Consider the following 17,564-nt stretch of genomic DNA (forward strand, 5'->3'; position numbering starts at 1 on the left):
AACCCGATAGTAATAGGTTCCATTACCTCTTCCAGATAATACCTTGCTAGTAGCTGCGCCATTATGAACCAACGTCTGGCCAGTAAAACTCGAATTGGTTGCCTCGTAGAGTTTATAAGTCGTGACCGTACCACTGGCCGAACCCCAGCTGATAGTGAAGCTCCCGGTTGCACTACCAGAAGGCACGGCTATAGATGACGGTCTTTCAGGTGGCAAAGTAACGTTTAAGGGGCCACTACCTGTCCGGTATCCACCGCACGCACTACCATTACAAGCCCGCACCCGATAGTAATAGGTTCCATTATCCCTTCCGGACAATGTCTTGCTTGTCGCTGCGCCGTTGTGAATCAACGTCTGGCCAGTGAAGCTCGAATTGGTCGCCTCGTAGAGTTTATAAGTCGTGACCGTACCACTGGCCGATCCCCAGCTAATCGTGAAGTCCCCAGTTGTACTGCCAGAGGGCACGGTTAAGGATGACGGAGCTCCAGGTGGCAAGGTGACACTCAAAGGGCTCCCTCCGGTCCGATAGCCGCTGCAACCGCTGGCATTGCAAGCACTCACCCGATAGTAATAGGTTCCATCCCCTCTACCAGATAGTGCTTTGCTCGTTCCAGACGCATTGTGCACAAGCACCTGACCGGAAAAATTTGAATTAGTAGCTTCGTAAAGCTTGTACGTCGTTGCCGTCCCGCTTGCGGCACTTCCCCAACTTACCGTAAAGCTTCCAGACACACTGGATGACGGAATTGAGATGGACGTGGGAGCCCCTGGGGGCAACAAGACTGTCACTCCGTTACTTCCAGCTCTATAGCCACTACATAAGTCATAGCTACACGCTCTAACCCTGTAATAAAAGATTCCCTCACCATGAACCGTGAGCACTTTGCTCGTATCGGAGCCACGGTAAACCAAAGTCTGACTAGAGAAACTTGCGTTTTTCGATTCGTATAATTGATATTCGGATGTCACTCCACTACCTGCAGCCCAGCTAATCGTGTGATTCCCGGAGCTGTTAGCGGGTACGTTAATGGATGCGGGCACGCCGGGTTTTACAGCTGTGATTTCCTCCACTCTATTGCCACTAGCGTCGTATACATAAATCGACGCGCTCACTCCCACCTTTTCAGCGCGAGTCAAGCGTCCTAGTTCGTCGTATGTATAATTTTGAGTGGTTGACGCTGCGGCATTACTAGACACAAGTACGATGCAAATCCACTGCAACTTGCGGAATATTTTCAATGATCGAACGAGCCACGCAAACAACAGCAAACTCAGCCCGAGCAGCGGTGCACTGGCACCAAACCCTTTAAATTTACAACCAAGAATTAGCGCCCCATCGAGCCAGCTTCTTACTTTCATTGATATAGTTCCAACATGCGGGAGCATGTGGTTCTACATGACACCAACCTGCAAATCAATTACACGACATTACAAATTCAAAAATGATTGATGCGTCACATTTATTTTGTGACAGGCGCATTTCTTCACACTATTTCCCAGCATGTATGAAAGACATACCTTTCAGTGTTTTTATCCTACGAGACGTCCTTGCGTCTTCCTCAACCCGTTAGCTACAGCAGACTCAACACTATCCTCAAGCTGCGCCGGACTCGATCTTTTGAGGCCTCCTTTCTGTTCATTCGCATTGGTGTAATACGGCTTCGGCCAGAGAAGTACCTGGCCCATCTGCTGATAGAACACGAACAGTTCAGCGGCTAAGCCAGAGAAAAGACTGATCTCGCATGTTGCATTGGCTTCCTGCCCGTCTGTGACACTCAGGACAAAATCACTCCACCGGCTTTCCACCTCTTCAAAAATGAAGTCAATAAGCAATCTCAAACCGTAGTGTGCGGGGTATACGAAACCCGCCGCCCAATAGGGCCAGCTGAACATGGGATCTCGCTAAAACCTGCAGGTTTAACTCATATTTCCCTTAGATTCATACGGAGCAAGTCACGTGTAGCTCAGTGTGTTTCTATGTTTCAGCCTGCGCATACGAAGAAGATCCGGCCATTAAAGATATTCTGTTCCGCTGGATGCACCCGAAAATGGTGAAGTACTGCGAGAAGCACAGCTTGCCGTTTCCGGAGCTGGATGAAGACGGCGATATCATTCCACCGAAAGATCCAAAGTACCGACAGCCAAATAAATAACAACAACAGCGAATCGCGAAGGTAAAGCGCCGGGTGTGAATTTTCAGGATCGTCGCAAACAGGATGTTTGCGCCGAAGCGCCCAGGGATGGGTTCACAGCGGTCCTGAAAATTCACACCCGGCGCTTTGCCGCCACATAAGCACCAAGCTACTTCGACCCATTGCACCCCCTCCCCTATCCAACTAACCTTGCCTCACTGTTTCCAAGACCAAGCATTCCTCAGGGAGGACACAATGCATACCGAAGCGATCGAATACTATATCGACGACGAGTCCTTTACCGGCTACCTGGCCTACGACGACAGCATAGAAGGCGAGCGCCCCGCGATCCTCCTGCTGCACGAATGGTGGGGCATGAATGACTTCACCCGTGAAGAAGCCGAACGCCTCGCCGCCGAAGGGTTCACCGCCTTCGCCCTCGACATGTACGGCACCGGAGTAAGCGCCGACAACCCCACCGACGCCGGCGCCCTGATGACCAAAACCATCGAAACCGAAGGCGCACCACTGAAACGCTTCCAGGCCGCCCTCGACCTCATCAATGCCCACCCTACCGTCCAGGCAGGCCAGGTTGCGGCCCAGGGCTACTGCTTCGGCGGCGCCGTTGCCCTCTCCATGGCCCGCCTCGGCCTGCCACTCAAAGGCGTTGTCAGCTTCCACGGTGCACTGGAAAGCGATGTCAAAGTAAAACCCGGTGACATCACTGCCGAGCTGCAGGTCTACACCGGCGGCGATGACGCCATGATCCCCGCAGAGCACGTGGCCAATTTCGTACAGGAAATGCAAACCGCCGGCGTGCGCTTCGACGTAGCCAGCTACCCCGGAGTACAGCATGGCTTCACTAACCCCGCCGCGACCGAGCGTGGCGAAAAATTTGGCATCCCGCTGAAATACGATGAAGCAGCCGCCAACGACGCCTACGAAGGTGCCGTAAACTTCTACAACAAAATTTTCCAGCAGTAATTACTGCCACTCGCGCGCTTCTATTCCCAGCACGAGGCAGCTGGCAGTGGCGACCACCGTGTCGTTCAGGGACAATAGTGGCTGCATTCGGCACTGCCAGTCATTCGAAAGGGGGAAGCGTGCAACCCATTATTTCTGTCGCCGGTGTGGGTAAAACCTATGCCGGTGGTTTTACCGCACTCAAATCTGTCGACCTCGACATTCACTCCGGTGAAATCTTTGCCTTGCTCGGCCCCAATGGCGCCGGCAAAACCACACTGATCAGCATCATTTGCGGCATCGTCAATGCGACCAGCGGGCGCGTCACCGCCGATGGCAACGATATCCAGCAGGATTTCCGCGCAGCGCGCAGCAAGATTGGCCTGGTACCGCAGGAGCTTTCCACCGACTCCTTCGAAAGCGTGTGGAATACCGTCAGCTTTAGCCGCGGCCTGTTTGGCAAGGCGCCAAACCCGCAACATATCGAAAAGATACTGCGCCAACTGTCTTTGTGGGATAAGAAAGACAGCAAAATTATGGCGCTTTCTGGCGGTATGAAACGCCGCGTGATGATCGCCAAGGCGCTATCCCACGAGCCCTCCATCTTGTTCCTCGACGAACCAACCGCCGGCGTGGATGTAGAATTGCGCCGCGATATGTGGGAGATGGTGCGCGGCCTGCGCGAGAATGGCGTCACCATCATATTGACGACCCACTACATCGAAGAAGCCGAGGAAATGGCGGACCGTATCGGCGTGATCAATCATGGCGAACTGGTGCTAGTAGAAGAAAAGCATGAGCTGATGCAGAAGCTCGGCAAGAAACAGCTGACCATCCACCTGCAAAACCAGATCAGCGAACTCCCAGAGGAACTGAAAAAGTTTGACCTGGATATCGCCGATGAAGGTAATCAACTGATTTACACCTTCGATACGCAGCGTGAGCACACTGGGATCGCCACCCTGCTACGCGCATTGAACCAACAGGGTATGGAGTTCAAGGACCTGCACTCCAGTGAAAGCTCGCTGGAAGAAATTTTCGTCAGCCTGGTGCACCAGAGCCAGGATGAACGCCAAACAGCCGGGTAAACACAGCTGGGTGAAAGAGGAAGTAACATCGTGAATATTTATGGCATCCGCGCCATCTACCAGTTTGAAATGGCCCGTACCGGCCGCACCTTGATGCAGAGTATCGCGTGGCCGGTTATTTCTACCTGCCTGTACTTTATCGTGTTCGGCACCGCCATCGGCAGCCGCCTGGGGGAGATCGAGGGTGTCAGTTACGGGGCGTTTATTATCCCCGGATTGATTATGCTCTCACTGCTGTCAGAGAGTATTTCCAACGCTTCTTTCGGTATCTTTTTCCCCAAGTTTTCCGGCACCATCTATGAAGTGTTGTCTGCGCCGGTATCCGCGTTTGAAATTGTGGCCGGCTATGTGGGTGCTGCGGCCACCAAGTCTGTGGTTATCGGCATCCTGATTCTGATCACCGCGCGTTTTTTTGTGGACTATGAAATCGCCCACCCGTTCTGGATGTTCGGCTTCCTGGTCCTCACCGCAGTTACCTTCAGCATGTTCGGTTTTATCATCGGCATCTGGGCCGACGACTTCCAGAAGTTGCAGGTAATCCCACTGATGGTCATTACTCCCCTCACATTTTTGGGCGGGGCCTTTTACTCCATCAATATGCTGCCGGAGTTCTGGCAGAAGGTAACCCTGTTCAACCCCGTGGTGTACCTGATCAGCGGCTTCCGCTGGGCGTTCTATGGAGTGTCCGATGTCAATGTGGGGATAAGCCTGGGGATGACCCTGTTTTTCCTGCTTGCCTGCCTGACCGCCATCTGGTGGATCTTCCGTACCGGTTACAAGATTCGCCCCTGACCTTACCGCCAGCAACAAAAAAAGCCCGCGAGTTTTGCTCGCGGGCTTTTTACCTTCTGGTCTCTGCCGACTGCTTATACAGGCCGCTTATACAGACTGATAGGCCCGCATAAATACACGCACGACTTCCGTCACATGCTCGGCGATCTTCTCCTGCGACGGTGGCTCGGCACAGCCGATAATAATCTGAATATGCGTGCAGCCGCCCTGTAGCATCCCAAAAAATACTTCCGAAGCCCGCTCCGGGTCCGGCACCTGCATCAGTCCCAGGTCCACCGCCCGGTTAAGGAAACGAATCATCTCACTGCGTGTGCGCACCGGGCCGGCTTCATAGAACAGGTTGGCCATGGTCCGCTCCTGGGCCCCCACCGCACTGATCAGGCGCATCAGCTGCAGCGAATCCTCGTGGTAGAGCATATCCAAAAAGGCTTCGCCGATTGCCTGCAGCCGGTCTGACAACGGTGCATCCGCATCCAGGGAAAACATCTCCTCAGGCATCTGGCTGCCACACTTGGCCTCTATCGCCGCGCAGAACAGCGTTTCTTTGTCGCAGAAATGGTTGTACACCGTCAGCTTGGACACGCCCGCCTTCGCCGCCACGGCATCCATGCTGGTGCCGGTAAAGCCGAGGGCCAGAAACAGGTCCTTGGCCGCATTCAGGATCGCCAGCCGCTTGGCAGGATCCTTGGGGCGACCGCGACTGACCGGTGCGTCTTTGGGGCTGGATAGATTCTGTTCACTCATGGTTCTGGTTCATCGCCGTCGTTCTCGTGCACTTCCCGCTATTCGAGCAACCGGATCGGTCATTCAGGTTGAAGTGCGCGCTCGCCTCCACCGAATTAGTGGACTCACGAGTTTAATATACTTACTATACTCTTCAGTTCATTAATGGCCAGTTTACTACAGACTTGGCCTCACAAGCTCAAATCAAAGGCTCCTACATACTAATAGGTAGCAATGGGCGCCGGTGTGACGTGGCAGACAACTGTACCAGTATCCGCCTTGATCCCCACTATCCGTCACGACGCGCCCAGTGATTCACAAGGAATGAGGTACTCATGCGCCGCGCTTTTGCACCCCCAGGATACCTAAATCATCTGGGCCATCTGGGCCACGCACTCAAACTCTCCAGCCTGTTACTGGGCTCGCTGATACTGGTCGCCTGCTCCGCGCCGGAAAGTGGCGAGGCCACACCGCCGCGCCCGGCAATCGTGGTACATCCCAAGGCGTCCGGCGGCCAGCTGGCCGTCTACCCCGGTGAAATTCACGCCCGGCATGAATCGGCACTGGCGTTTCGCGTGGGCGGGGCGGTCACGCGCCGCCTGGTAGAAACCGGGCAGCGGGTAAAGCAGGGACAGGCGCTTGCCGAGCTCGATGCCCAGGACCTGAAGCTGCAGCGGGATGCGGCCAAGGCACAACTGCAGGCGGCGCAAACCGAAAACCTCAACGCCAGTAACGAACTGGCGCGCTATCGCGACCTGCTGGAGCGCAAACTCATTGGTGAATCGCAGTTCGATGCAGTCAGTACCCGACACGACAGCAGCGTTGCGCAGCTGGAACGCGCCCGCGCCCAGCTACAGGTCGCAGAAAATCAGGCCGCCTACGCGGTGCTCAGGGCGCCCAGCGATGGCGTGATCACCCGCCGCGGTGTCGATGCCGGACAGGTGGTGAGTGCCGGGCAAACGGTATTTGTGCTGGCCGCAGACGGTGAGCGGGAAGTGCGCATCGATTTGCCGGAACACGAGGTAACGCGCTTTGCCGTTGGTCAGCCAGTCTCCATCGAATTGTGGTCAGCACCCGGCGCGCCGATTAATGGCACGGTGCGCGAGCTGTCCCCCGCCGCCGAAGCAGGGCTGCGTACCTTCGAGGCGCGTATCACTTTGGCCCAGGGCGCGGACAGCGCAGCAGCAAATCAGCCTGCACCCCAGCTCGGCCAGAGCGCACGAGTGTACGCACGCACCAGCAGCGCGCGCCCGACGCAGCGCCTGCCGATGTCCGCAATTACCGCGGAGGGCGCCGATCCCTATGTATGGCGCATGGACCCGGCGCACTTCACCCTGCACAAGGTGGCCGTCACCATTGCCAACTACGGCCATGAGGATGCCGAGGTAATTTCCACACTCAGCCCGCAGGACTGGATTCTTGCCGCAGGTACCCAGCTGGTTCGCGAGGGGCAGCGAGTGCGCCCGGTGGACCGGCAGAACCGCCCGATTGAGGCCGATAACCGTATCGCCCACCAGCAATAACCGCTTGCGGAAGAAACCTTATTCCCTGCTAACCATCCGCCACAGCGGACGACCGGAAAATCCAAGATGCGATTCAACCTTTCCGAGTGGGCACTCAATAACCGACCACTGGTGCTCTACGCCATGATCATCCTCGGGGTGATCGGCACCATCTCCTATACCCAGCTCGGCCAAAGTGAAGACCCGCCGTTTACCTTCAAGGTGATGGTGGTCAATACCCAGTGGCCGGGGGCCAGTGCCGAGGAAGTATCCCGCCAGGTCACCGAGCGCATCGAAAAGAAATTGATGGAAACCGGGGACTTCGAGCGCATCACCTCCTTCTCGCGCCCGGGGCAATCCCAGGTGATGTTTGTCGCCCGCGAAAGCCTGCATTCAGACAAGATCCCGGAACTCTGGTATCAGGTACGGAAAAAGGTTGGCGATATTCGCCATACTCTGCCGCCGGATATTCAGGGGCCTTTTTTCAATGACGAGTTTGGCACTACCTTCGGCAACATCTACGCACTGACCGGCGCAGGCTTTGATTATGCGCTGATGAAAGACTATGCCGACCGCCTGCAGCTGGCGCTGCAACGTGTCGACAACGTGGGCAAGGTGGAGCTGCTGGGGCTGCAGGACGAAAAAATCTGGGTAGAAATATCCAATACCAAACTGGCCTCACTGGGCATTTCCCTCTCCCAGGTACAGGCGGTGTTGCAGGCACAAAACCAGATGACGGATGCCGGCATCGTCGAAGCCGTCAGCGATCGCGTGCGCATCCGTGTCAGCGGCCAGTTTCGCACGGTCGAAGAAATCCGCCAGTTTCCAATCTACGCCAACGGGCACACGATCACGCTCGGCGATATCGCCAGGGTAACGCGCGGCTTCAGCGACCCACCCCAGCCACGCATGCGCTTTATGGGCGAAGATGCCATCGGCATTGCCGTATCCATGAAAGATGGCGGCGATATCCTGCAACTGGGCGAACATCTCGATACCGCAGTGATTGAGCTGCAACAGAGCCTGCCCATTGGTCTTGAACTCAGAAAGGTATCCGACCAACCGGCCGCGGTAAAAAGTGGCGTGGGCGAATTTGTCAAAGTACTGATCGAAGCCCTGGTGATCGTGATGCTGGTGAGCTTTTTCTCACTGGGCTTCCGCACCGGTCTCGTGGTGGCACTGTCGATTCCGCTGGTGCTGGCGATGACCTTCGCCCTGATGAACTACTTCGACATCGGGCTGCACAAGATTTCTCTCGGCGCACTGGTTCTGGCGCTGGGCCTGATGGTGGACGATGCGATCATCGCGGTAGAGATGATGGCGATTAAAATGGAGCAGGGCCTCAGCCGGATCAAGGCAGCCGGTTATGCGTGGACCACAACCGCGTTCCCAATGTTGACGGGAACCCTGATTACCGCGGCGGGTTTCCTGCCGATCGCCACCGCCCAGTCCGGCACCGGCGAGTACACCCGTTCGATTTTCCAGGTGGTTACCCTGTCCCTGCTGGCCTCCTGGGTTGCGGCGGTAATTTTTGTCCCCTATCTGGGCAACCGCCTGTTGCCAGAGCGCGGCGGCCACAGCGCAACCGGCCATATCGATCCCTACACCAAGCCGTTCTATCAGCGCTTCCGTCGTATCTTGCACTGGTGCCTGTACTATCGAAAAACGGTGCTGCTGCTGACCGCACTGGTTTTCTTCGGGGCTATTTTCCTGTTCCGGTTTGTACCCCAACAGTTCTTCCCCTCCTCCGCGCGACTGGAACTGATCGTTGACCTGAAGCTGAACGAAGGCGCTTCGCTGTACGCCACCGAAGAACAGGCACTGCGCCTGGAGGAAATGCTGTCGCAGCACCCACAGGTAGAAAATTATGTGGCCTATGTCGGCACCGGATCGCCGCGCTTTTATCTGCCACTGGACCAGCAATTGCCCGCGGCCAGCTTTGCCCAGTTCGTGGTGCTGACTCGCAATGTGGAAGAACGTGAGCAGGTGCGCGCCTGGTTGATTGCCACCCTGGGCGAGCAGTTCGCCGAAGTACGCACCCGTGTCTCGCGTCTGGAAAATGGCCCACCGGTGGGTTACCCGGTGCAGTTCCGGGTTTCCGGGGAACACATCGGCGAAGCCCGCCGCATTGCCCGCGAAGTCGCCGCAGTCATACGCGATCACGGTGCACTGGCGAATGTGCACCTGGACTGGGAGGAGCCGAGCAAGGTCGTCAACCTGGCGGTAGACCAGGCCCGCGCACGCCAGATGGGGGTAACCAGTGCTGCATTGTCCCAGGCACTGCGCGGCTCACTTTCCGGCACCGCAGTGGGCCAGTATCGTGAAGACAACGAACTGATCACGGTGGCGGTGCGCGGCGAAGAGCGCGAGCGACAGGCGCTGGCACAGTTGGGTAACCTGGCGGTGCAAACCAGCAATGGCAATGCATTGCCGCTCAACCAGATTGCCACGCTGGATTACGGGTTCGAGGAAGGCATTATCTGGCGCCGCGACCGCCTGCCCACTGTGACCGTACGTGCGGATATCTATGGCACGCAGCAGCCAGCTTCGGTGGTCGCCGAAATCTGGCCCCAACTTCAGCCGCTGCGTGACACCCTGCCACCGGGCTACCTGCTGGAGGTCGGCGGCAGCGTGGAAGAATCTGCGCAGGGGCAGGACTCGGTCAATGCGGGTATGCCGCTGTTCGTCTTCGTGGTGTTTACTCTGCTGATGTTGCAGCTACGCAGCTTCTCACTGTCCACCATGGTGTTCCTGACCGCACCGCTCGGCATTATCGGAGTCACCCTGTTCCTGCTGCTGTTCAACCAGCCGTTTGGGTTTGTGGCGATGCTGGGCACTATCGCTCTGGCGGGGATGATCATGCGCAATTCGGTGATTCTGGTGGACCAGATCGAACAGGATAAAGGCCAGGGGCTCTCCGTTTGGGACGCCATTGTCGAGTCCACGGTACGCCGCTTCCGCCCCATTGTGCTCACCGGCCTGACCGCTGTACTGGCGATGATCCCGCTTTCGCGCAGCGACTTCTTCGGTCCTATGGCGGTCGCGATTATGGGCGGGCTCATCGTTGCGACGGCACTGACACTGCTGTTCTTGCCAGCGCTTTACGCCGCCTGGTATCGGGTTGCGCGCCCGGATAGCGATGCGGCGTCTATACAGCCGGGGACGTCAGGCGAAACACCTGTAGCCGAGCCGGCAAACTAAACAAAAGACTAAACAAAAGACCAAACAAAGAAAAAGGGCCAAGAATCCGCGATTCTTGGCCCTTTTTTTGTGCTCGGATTATTGTTGCTGCTTGATGGAGTCGTAGACGATGCCGGTCCACACATCCGGCTTCATAAAGCCCTGGCCGTACTTCTCATCAAACTCCTTGGTGGGGTTTGCCGCGACGACCTCCTCTTTGCTCATGCCCTTGTCCACCAGCACCTTGATGTTGCCTTTTAATTTCACCAGTAAGTCATGGTAACTCTGCAGCCCTTGCTTGTCGGTGATCGGTCCATGGCCGGGAATAATGCGCGTGCTGTCATCAGACATCTCGATCACCTTACGCGCATTTTCGATCACGCCGTCGAGCACACCGCCCGCAGAAATATCGATATAGGGGTAGCTACCATTGAAGAAGGTATCGCCCATATGGATCACATTGGCATTCTTGAAATGGATGATCGAATCTCCGTCCGTATGTGCCGGGCCCACATGCTGCACACGCACTTCATCGCCGTTCCAGTGGAATGTAGTGGCATCGGTGAAGGTAATTACCGGTAGCGCATCCGCTGGGGCCGGCGGGGTGGTGCGATCCCACAGTTTGGTAAACTGTTCGGTACTCATGCGCTTGCGCACATTCTCGTGCGCAACAATCAATGCACCCGCCTTACCCATATTTTCGTTACCACCGGTGTGGTCGCCATGCCAGTGAGTGTTGATCACAAAGCGCAGGGGCTTATCGGTGAGCTTCGCCACCTCCGCGAGAATTTTCTCACTCAGCGGGGCGAACTGATCGTCCACCATGAACGCACCGTCCTCTCCCACGAACAGCCCGATATTGCCACCGAGGCCGGTCAGCATATACAGGTTATCGGCTACAGGTTCGGATTTGATTTCCACCTTGGAAAAGTCGCGTTGCGCCTGCGCAGACATAGCCGCACTCACGCTCAAACCGAGCGCCGCCAGCTTCACCAAAAACGCTTTCTTCATTGATTCATCTCCTCAAATTCCTGTAGTTCTTCAATTATTTTTTGTAAACGATCCGGTCTGTCGGTCATGATGCCATCCACCCCTAGGGCGATGAGCCGGCGCATCTCGGGCTCGTCGTTAACGGTCCATACGTCGATACGCACGCCGCGGATCTGTGCCTGCTGCACGCTGCTCTGGTCCACCAGGGTGATACCGGAATATTGCACCGGAATATGCAGTGCCTGATAGCGGGGGCTCAACAGTCGGAAGAGGCGTACCTTGCTGGCCGCGACAAAGGCTTTCACTTCGTCGGCCCCCGCTCCGGTGGCCACCTGTGGACAGTCACTACGAAATGCGTCTACCGCCTCCTGATGAAAGGAGGAGACAATCACCAAGTTGCTTTTCTGGAAAGATTGCAGCTTTTCACACAACAGGCGTGCGGCCTCCGCTTGTGGTGTTTTCAGCTCAACAATCATCGGATAGCGGGGGTAGGCCTTGAATACCTGGTCCAGCGTCAGGATGCGTTGGGGGTTATCCCGGTAGGGATAGCTGCTGCCGTCCTTGGTCCAGTTGTAGGCCACGTTCAACTGGCGCAGTTGTGCCAGGGTCTTATCGCGAATCGCCCCCTGCCCATCCGTGGTCCGATCCACAGTGTCATCATGCATCAGCACCAGTACACCGTCCGCGGTCAGGTGCACATCCATCTCCAGCACGTCGACGTTCAGAGCGGCCATCTGCTTGAGGAAGATCGCCGTATTGCCGGGGAACAGGCCCTTGCCGGAGTCATCCGCATGGGCAATCACCAGCGGCCGGCGGAAGCCTTCCTGTTGGTAGTGGGGGAACTGCAGGCCAGTGTCTGGCGCAGGACGCGCGGCCAGAAAGCGCCAGCCAAGAAATAGCAGGGCCGCCAGGATCAGCAATACAAGCAGGCGTTTAAACATTTTCGGATACTTCACTCGCAGTCATGTTCGCACCCTGGCGCGCAACGCGCTGCTCGCGCCACCCCTGCAACAGTGCTTCCAGCCACAGAGGAAAGAAGATCACAATGTCGTACACCCGCACCAGCATGCTGCCTAAACCGGTAATCGCCGCGCCGGTCAACCGCAAACTCATCGACAGAAGGCGCAGGATAAACGCGGAAACTACCCCGACGACAGTGCGTAAAGATACCGCGAACCGCTCCAGCGGAATCGCCATAAATGCGAGCGCAAATGGCAAGAAAAATCCCATCCCCACTTGCACCGCCACGCTAATCCAGTGGACCTCGCTCACCGCCACCTCACTACCGGCGAGCGCTGCATTCTGCGCAATATCCTGTTGCAGCAGGATACCTCGCATATAAGCTAGGCCCGCCGCCATCGCGGCAAACAGGACCAGCATGGCAAGTGCCGCCGACTTAATTCGCTTGCGTAACTTGTCGGTGAGCGCCCTGATACTGGGAAACATGCGGGTAATACGCAGGCTCTCCATGACCAGGACGCCCAATGAGATTTGCAGGAAAATAATCACCAGCGCAGAAATATCGGCGAGTTTGAAGGCTCCGAGGGAGCTGGCGCTACCAACGATTTCTTCCATCGGGCGCGCGATCAGGTGAAAGTTCACCAGCGCCCCGCCGGCAACCATAGCCAGCACCAGTGTTGCGATAAAAAACTGAATCAGTGAGGACGAAGACAAGATACGCAGGGCGCGGTCGCTGCCGTGCAGGATTTCCTCATAGCGTGTCATGTGCCCGTCGATGGCTTTGGAGCGCTGCTGCACCGTGGTCACAGTTTTGTGCATATCCCCAAGACTGGTAAGGATACTGCGCCAGCCCGGCATCATGCGCTTTAACAGCAGGTGGCGTTCGCGCGCGGACTCGCGGTAGGCCTCCAGCGCGCGGCCCTCCGCCTTGCGCATGGAGCCATGTATCGTCTCCAGCACATCCCCAACCACGCCGTCGTGCTTGGACGGGATTTCGGCAACCGCCTTGATGGCTTTGGCCCAGTTGGTGGGCTCAGGGGGAACCTCTGCGCTGCGCACATAATCCTCGTCGATGGTGGTGAGCTGCTCGCACAAACGCCGGTGCAGGGATGGATACTGGGCGAGATCTTTGTTCATCGCCGCTTCAATACGGTCAAAGTCCCGCTCAAGCTGACGCTCCGTCGCCTCGCGTCCCGCCGCCAGCAGAACCTCACGATTGCGTTGTTGCAGGCGAGCCTCTGCTGCCGCCACGGCATTGGCCCCAAGCCGCAGGGACTGGTGAAAAAAGCGCGCCAATGCGTAGATGCCCTGGTGGGCCGGTCTGCGCGCCAGAAACAGCGCAACCAGTGCGATGACAAACCATAGCCACGGCGGCAGGCTTTGGAATAACTCGGCCATGGTACAACGTCCTCCCTGCTGACTGGCAGCAATGCTTGTTGGGTGCACAGACCTAAGTACTGCTGTTTAAGTCCTGGTTTTAGTCCTGATGGATAACTTCGCTTTATTCGGTTTGGACCGGGGTAACACCCCATGCTACCAAGTGCCGCGAAAGGATTCTTGTGCTGCGCGCCACAAATGCGGCAAAAGGCGGATATGCGCGATTAATCCGCCCGGGCGGAAGTGCAAACAAGACAAAAGAGGTTTCAGGCGCCAACAGGCATGGGATACGGGGTAGATAACGCGCGATAGGCGCGCTAATCGAGCCGTTTGCGGAAGCGCAGAATGGCGAGGGTCATCATCACCACTACAAACCCCAGCAGCGCGACCAGGTCCGGCCACAGCTCCAGAATATTGGCACCCCGCAACATGATGCCGCGAATCAGGCGTAGAAAGTGAGTAAGTGGCAATATCTCGGCGAGCCACTGCGCCGCCTTGGGCATACCGTCGAAAGGAAACATAAAACCGGACAATAAGATGGACGGTAGAAAGACGAAGAACGTCATCTGCATGGCCTGGAATTGAGATTGCGCACGTGTGGAGATCAGCAGCCCCATGGCCAAGTTCGCCAGAATCAATAACAGCGCGGCAATGTACACATCCAGCAGGCTCCCGCGAATCGGCACACTGAACAGCACTACCCCCAGCAACAGAATCAGGCTGGTCTGCACCAGCCCAATCAGCCCATAGGGTAATACCTTGCCGATCATCAGCTCGGCGCGACTGATGGGCGTGGCGATCAGCAATTCCATATTGCCCCGCTCGCGCTCGCGCACAATCGCCACCGAAGTAAACATCACCATGGTCATGGTCAGGATAATGCCTATCAGGCCGGGAACGATATTGATCGCGGAAACGCGCTGTGGATTGTAGAAGGCCACAATGCTGATGGGCCTCTCCGGTAGGGGAACCGTGGTTTGCCGGTCGGGCAGTGCGATATCGGTCTCCGGCGGCGGTTCACCCACCGGGATCTGCGCCAGTTGCTGGGCCGCACTCTGCACCACCGTATCACTGCCGTCCACCAGTATCTGGACCGCTTCCTGCCCCAGCGCCAGGCGGCGCTCGTAGTCGTAGGGAATGACTACGCCCACGCTGATTTCGCCGCGGCGCAACATGCCCATCAGCTGATCGGGGGATTGGGCCGGCATGACCGGCTCGATCACTTCCGTGGCAAGCATATCCATCACAAACTGGCGGGATGCACTGGTTTTGGATTGATCGGCGATCGCCGCAGGCAGGTTGCGCAGGTTGAGATTAATGGCGTAACCGAATAGCGCGAGTTGCATGATGGGGATGCCAACGATCATCGCCAGGGTCATGCGGTCGCGCCGCATCTGGCGAAACTCCTTGATCAACACCGCGTACAGGCGTCGCCAGTTCAACGAGGCGGCTCCGCTGCAGCGAGCGCGGCGTTATCGCCCGCCTCGCGGTGGGTGGCCGACACAAATACATCCTCGAGGCTCGCAGCAATTGGGGTGATATGAGCGCCGGGCTCGGCGTTGTCCAGAGCCTGTTGCAGCTTCTGCTGTACTGCAGTCCCCTCCCCCTGTCCGTCCGTGAGAATACGCAAGCTGTTGCCAATCTGCGCCGCGCTGATCACACCGGGTACGCTCAGCAGGCACTCCCGCGCCTGCCGCTGATTTGCCGATTCCACCAGTAAGGTGCGGCCTTTCAGTGCGCCGGTCAGTTCAGCGGGCGTACCGTCGGCCACCAGGCGCCCGCGATCGAGGATCGCCAGGCGATGGCAGCGCTCCGCTTCATCCATGTAATGGGTGGAAACCAGAATGGTGGTGCCGGCGTCGGTCAGTTCGAATAATTTTTCCCAGAAGTCGCGCCGCGATTCCGGGTCCACCGCACTGGTCGGCTCGTCCAGAAACAACAACTCCGGTTCGTGAATCACTGCCCCGGCCAATGCCAGGCGCTGCTTCTGGCCGCCACTCATGGTTCCCGCCAGTTGCCCGCTGCGCCCTTGGAAATGGTACTCGTCGAGCAGGTCGTCGATACGGGAGCGGGCCTTATTGCCTGGCACATTTTGTACCGCCGCGAGGAACTCAAGGTTCTCGCGCACCGTCAGGTCGGAGAACAAAGAAAACTGCTGTGTCATATAGCCAATACGCTGGCGCAGTACTTCCGCCTGCGCCGGTATCTTCAGCCCGAGCACCTCGATCTCCCCTTGCGAGGGCGTCAGCAGGCCACACAGCATGCGAATACTGGTGGACTTACCAGAACCGTTCGGCCCGAGAAAACCGTATATCTGCTTGCGCGGCGCGGTGAGATCCACATGATCCACGGCCACCAGAGAACCGAATGTCTTGGTGAGTCCGCGCGCGCGAATGGCAACATCACTTTCCGACATTATCGGGCTCTTGCGGTTGCTTCATGGGCTTCAGCGCATCGGGCAGTTGCCGATCGTCGTACTCATCAAAGGGACCAGGTGAATGTGAAGCGGAGGAATCCAGCCGCTCGAACCCGGGCAACACGCTGGGCTGGCGCAAGGGCGCGGCAGAGTCGATTCCCGCTTGAAACTCCACACGCAGTGGCAGCCCGGCCGGCAAGCGGTCGACGCCCGTTCCCGGCGCAAACTGCACCTCAACGATGTAACTGAGACGGGCGGCATCGCTGCCGGTCAATGCGTAGTATGGCGTAAACGATGGTTCATCGCGCACCACCCGCACTCGCCCCGGGTACGCCACAGGCTTTGGTGCTGTGTCCGTACTTGCAGAAGCCGTGCTTTCGTCCAGCACGATGCGCGCCTGCCGACCGACAGCCACACCGCGACGCAGCGATTGCGGAACATAAACCCGGGCATAGGGCGTATCGCCCACCAACATCACCACCAGCGAGCCACCTATCGGGGCCTCATCGCCCAGCTTGAACGGAATACTATCCACAAGCCCGGCACGGGGTGCGCGGACGTTGAGTTTTTCCAGCAATACCCGCTGGGCTTGTGCCTGCGAGCGGGCTTCGGCAAGGGCCGCCTCCCCCTGCTCTATGTCTTCCACCCGGTTGCCGCGCTCCAGTTCCAGCAACTGCTCTTGTGTGGAGCGCACCTGTGCCCGCGCATTTTGCGTGGCCGCCAGTGCGCCGTCGATATCCGCCTGGGCGACATAATTCTTTTTGCCCAGTGCCACCAGGCGCCGGTAATCCGCTTCCCGGTCCACCAGATCTGCGCGGGCGGCAAACAGATCGGCCCTGGCGCGTTCGATTTCCTCTACCCGGGGGCCGACGCGCAATTCTGCAAGCGCCGCCTGCTGACGTACCACACTGGCTTCCAGTGCACGCAGTTGCGCGAGGGTCGTCGAAGGATCAAGCACCAGTAACAGCTGCCCGGCCTCCACTCGCTGCCCCTCGCGCACATGGACTTGCACGATTTTTTCGGCCAGTGGTGCCGGCAGCGCGATACGGTCCCATTCCAGCGTCCCCAGCACGACATCCTTTGGCTTTTCACATGCGCAAAGCATCAGGCACAGGGCACACAGACGACAGATTGACATCGCGATTTGCATGTGGGGCTCAACCGGGCAACGCACTGAGCATGTTTAGCGCCGGATCCTCGACCCAACACTGGAACCAAAATCATCCCGTGACATTAGGATCATTGCCCTCCGCATAAAAATCTCCACAATTCCCCCAAAAATTATTTCGCCTTAATGGCCTCATGAAAAACCATTCCTTAAAAACCAATCCTAAAAACTATAGGTCGGTGGGAATACTTGGGTTGACATAAGGATGAAGTGTGTAGAGCCAATAAATAATCCAGCTTCTGTCATCGGATTGCGCCGACTTTCCGGCAAATC

At 57.4% G+C, this 17,564-nt stretch carries 14 protein-coding genes; 6 read left to right on the forward strand and 8 right to left on the reverse strand.

Annotated features, from left to right (window positions below; all coding sequences use genetic code 11):
• Positions 1-1,530: 1,530 nt before the first annotated feature.
• Positions 1,531-1,893 (reverse strand): hypothetical protein, encoded by a 363-nt coding sequence (locus AS89_RS0114755; protein WP_010133494.1) that lies wholly within the window; start codon positions 1,891-1,893, stop codon positions 1,531-1,533.
• A gap of 74 nt (positions 1,894-1,967) precedes the next feature.
• Between AS89_RS0114755 and AS89_RS0114760 the strand changes: the two genes are divergently transcribed.
• The 4 genes from AS89_RS0114760 (at position 1,968) to AS89_RS0114780 (ending at position 4,975) form a co-directional block, all read left to right on the forward strand.
• Complete coding sequence (locus tag AS89_RS0114760) at positions 1,968-2,153, forward strand: tRNA guanosine-2'-O-methyltransferase (RefSeq protein WP_010133495.1); 186 nt, start codon at positions 1,968-1,970, stop codon at positions 2,151-2,153.
• Between the two features lie 234 nt (positions 2,154-2,387).
• A complete protein-coding gene (locus AS89_RS0114765) occupies positions 2,388-3,116 on the forward strand; it encodes a dienelactone hydrolase family protein (RefSeq protein WP_010133496.1) in 729 nt (242 codons plus the stop codon).
• A 119-nt stretch (positions 3,117-3,235) separates the two neighbouring features.
• The gene (locus tag AS89_RS17815) at positions 3,236-4,183 is read left to right on the forward strand and encodes an ABC transporter ATP-binding protein (RefSeq protein ID WP_010133497.1); all 948 of its coding nucleotides are present in this window, start codon (positions 3,236-3,238) and stop codon (positions 4,181-4,183) included.
• Between the two features lie 30 nt (positions 4,184-4,213).
• The gene (locus AS89_RS0114780) at positions 4,214-4,975 is read left to right on the forward strand and encodes an ABC transporter permease (protein ID WP_010133498.1); all 762 of its coding nucleotides are present in this window, start codon (positions 4,214-4,216) and stop codon (positions 4,973-4,975) included.
• A gap of 87 nt (positions 4,976-5,062) precedes the next feature.
• Here AS89_RS0114780 and AS89_RS0114785 read toward each other — a convergent pair whose 3' ends face one another.
• Positions 5,063-5,719, reverse strand: a complete 657-nt coding sequence (locus AS89_RS0114785) for a TetR/AcrR family transcriptional regulator (protein ID WP_010133499.1) — start codon at positions 5,717-5,719, stop codon at positions 5,063-5,065.
• A 314-nt stretch (positions 5,720-6,033) separates the two neighbouring features.
• Between AS89_RS0114785 and AS89_RS0114790 the strand changes: the two genes are divergently transcribed.
• Positions 6,034-7,221: an efflux RND transporter periplasmic adaptor subunit gene (locus AS89_RS0114790; RefSeq protein WP_010133500.1), complete on the forward strand. Its 1,188-nt coding sequence runs from the start codon at positions 6,034-6,036 to the stop codon at positions 7,219-7,221.
• A gap of 66 nt (positions 7,222-7,287) precedes the next feature.
• Positions 7,288-10,401, forward strand: coding sequence for an efflux RND transporter permease subunit (locus tag AS89_RS0114795; RefSeq protein WP_010133501.1), 3,114 nt, complete (start codon positions 7,288-7,290; stop codon positions 10,399-10,401).
• 78 nt (positions 10,402-10,479) lie between these two features.
• On the opposite strand, the gene AS89_RS0114800 is transcribed toward AS89_RS0114795, so the two are convergent.
• The 6 genes from AS89_RS0114800 to AS89_RS17825 form a co-directional block, all read right to left on the reverse strand.
• Entirely contained in the window at positions 10,480-11,391 is a 912-nt protein-coding gene (locus AS89_RS0114800; RefSeq protein ID WP_010133502.1) for an MBL fold metallo-hydrolase, read from the reverse strand.
• Positions 11,388-12,311, reverse strand: coding sequence for a glycerophosphodiester phosphodiesterase (locus AS89_RS17820; RefSeq protein ID WP_010133503.1), 924 nt, complete (start codon positions 12,309-12,311; stop codon positions 11,388-11,390). Before AS89_RS17820 ends, AS89_RS0114800 begins: the two co-directional genes overlap by 4 nt.
• Positions 12,304-13,728, reverse strand: a complete 1,425-nt coding sequence (locus AS89_RS0114810) for a hypothetical protein (RefSeq protein ID WP_010133504.1) — start codon at positions 13,726-13,728, stop codon at positions 12,304-12,306. Before AS89_RS0114810 ends, AS89_RS17820 begins: the two co-directional genes overlap by 8 nt.
• 296 nt (positions 13,729-14,024) lie before the next feature.
• A complete protein-coding gene (locus tag AS89_RS0114815; RefSeq protein WP_010133505.1) occupies positions 14,025-15,149 on the reverse strand; it encodes an ABC transporter permease in 1,125 nt (374 codons plus the stop codon).
• Positions 15,146-16,123, reverse strand: coding sequence for an ABC transporter ATP-binding protein (locus AS89_RS0114820; RefSeq protein ID WP_010133506.1), 978 nt, complete (start codon positions 16,121-16,123; stop codon positions 15,146-15,148). The genes AS89_RS0114815 and AS89_RS0114820 overlap by 4 nt, the downstream gene beginning before the upstream one ends.
• Positions 16,110-17,261 (reverse strand): HlyD family secretion protein, encoded by a 1,152-nt coding sequence (locus AS89_RS17825; protein WP_202798411.1) that lies wholly within the window; start codon positions 17,259-17,261, stop codon positions 16,110-16,112. Before AS89_RS17825 ends, AS89_RS0114820 begins: the two co-directional genes overlap by 14 nt.
• Between the last annotated feature and the right edge of the window lie 303 nt (positions 17,262-17,564).

This window comes from Microbulbifer agarilyticus S89 (genome assembly GCF_000220505.1).
In the GTDB taxonomy this organism is placed as follows: Bacteria; Pseudomonadota; Gammaproteobacteria; order Pseudomonadales; family Cellvibrionaceae; genus Microbulbifer; species Microbulbifer agarilyticus_B.

Bases quoted from the DNA above. Each gene is read 5' to 3' on its own strand.
- AS89_RS0114810 (WP_010133504.1), bottom strand. From the start codon at position 13,728: ATGGCCGAGTTATTCCAAAGCCTGCCGCCGTGGCTATGGTTTGTCATC.
- AS89_RS0114790 (WP_010133500.1), top strand. From the start codon at position 6,034: ATGCGCCGCGCTTTTGCACCCCCAGGATACCTAAATCATCTGGGCCAT.
- AS89_RS0114820 (WP_010133506.1), bottom strand. From the start codon at position 16,123: ATGTCGGAAAGTGATGTTGCCATTCGCGCGCGCGGACTCACCAAGACA.
- AS89_RS0114765 (WP_010133496.1), top strand. From the start codon at position 2,388: ATGCATACCGAAGCGATCGAATACTATATCGACGACGAGTCCTTTACC.
- AS89_RS17820 (WP_010133503.1), bottom strand. From the start codon at position 12,311: ATGTTTAAACGCCTGCTTGTATTGCTGATCCTGGCGGCCCTGCTATTT.
- AS89_RS0114795 (WP_010133501.1), top strand. From the start codon at position 7,288: ATGCGATTCAACCTTTCCGAGTGGGCACTCAATAACCGACCACTGGTG.
- AS89_RS0114755 (WP_010133494.1), bottom strand. From the start codon at position 1,893: ATGTTCAGCTGGCCCTATTGGGCGGCGGGTTTCGTATACCCCGCACAC.
- AS89_RS0114800 (WP_010133502.1), bottom strand. From the start codon at position 11,391: ATGAAGAAAGCGTTTTTGGTGAAGCTGGCGGCGCTCGGTTTGAGCGTG.
- AS89_RS17825 (WP_202798411.1), bottom strand. From the start codon at position 17,261: ATGTCAATCTGTCGTCTGTGTGCCCTGTGCCTGATGCTTTGCGCATGT.
- AS89_RS0114785 (WP_010133499.1), bottom strand. From the start codon at position 5,719: ATGAGTGAACAGAATCTATCCAGCCCCAAAGACGCACCGGTCAGTCGC.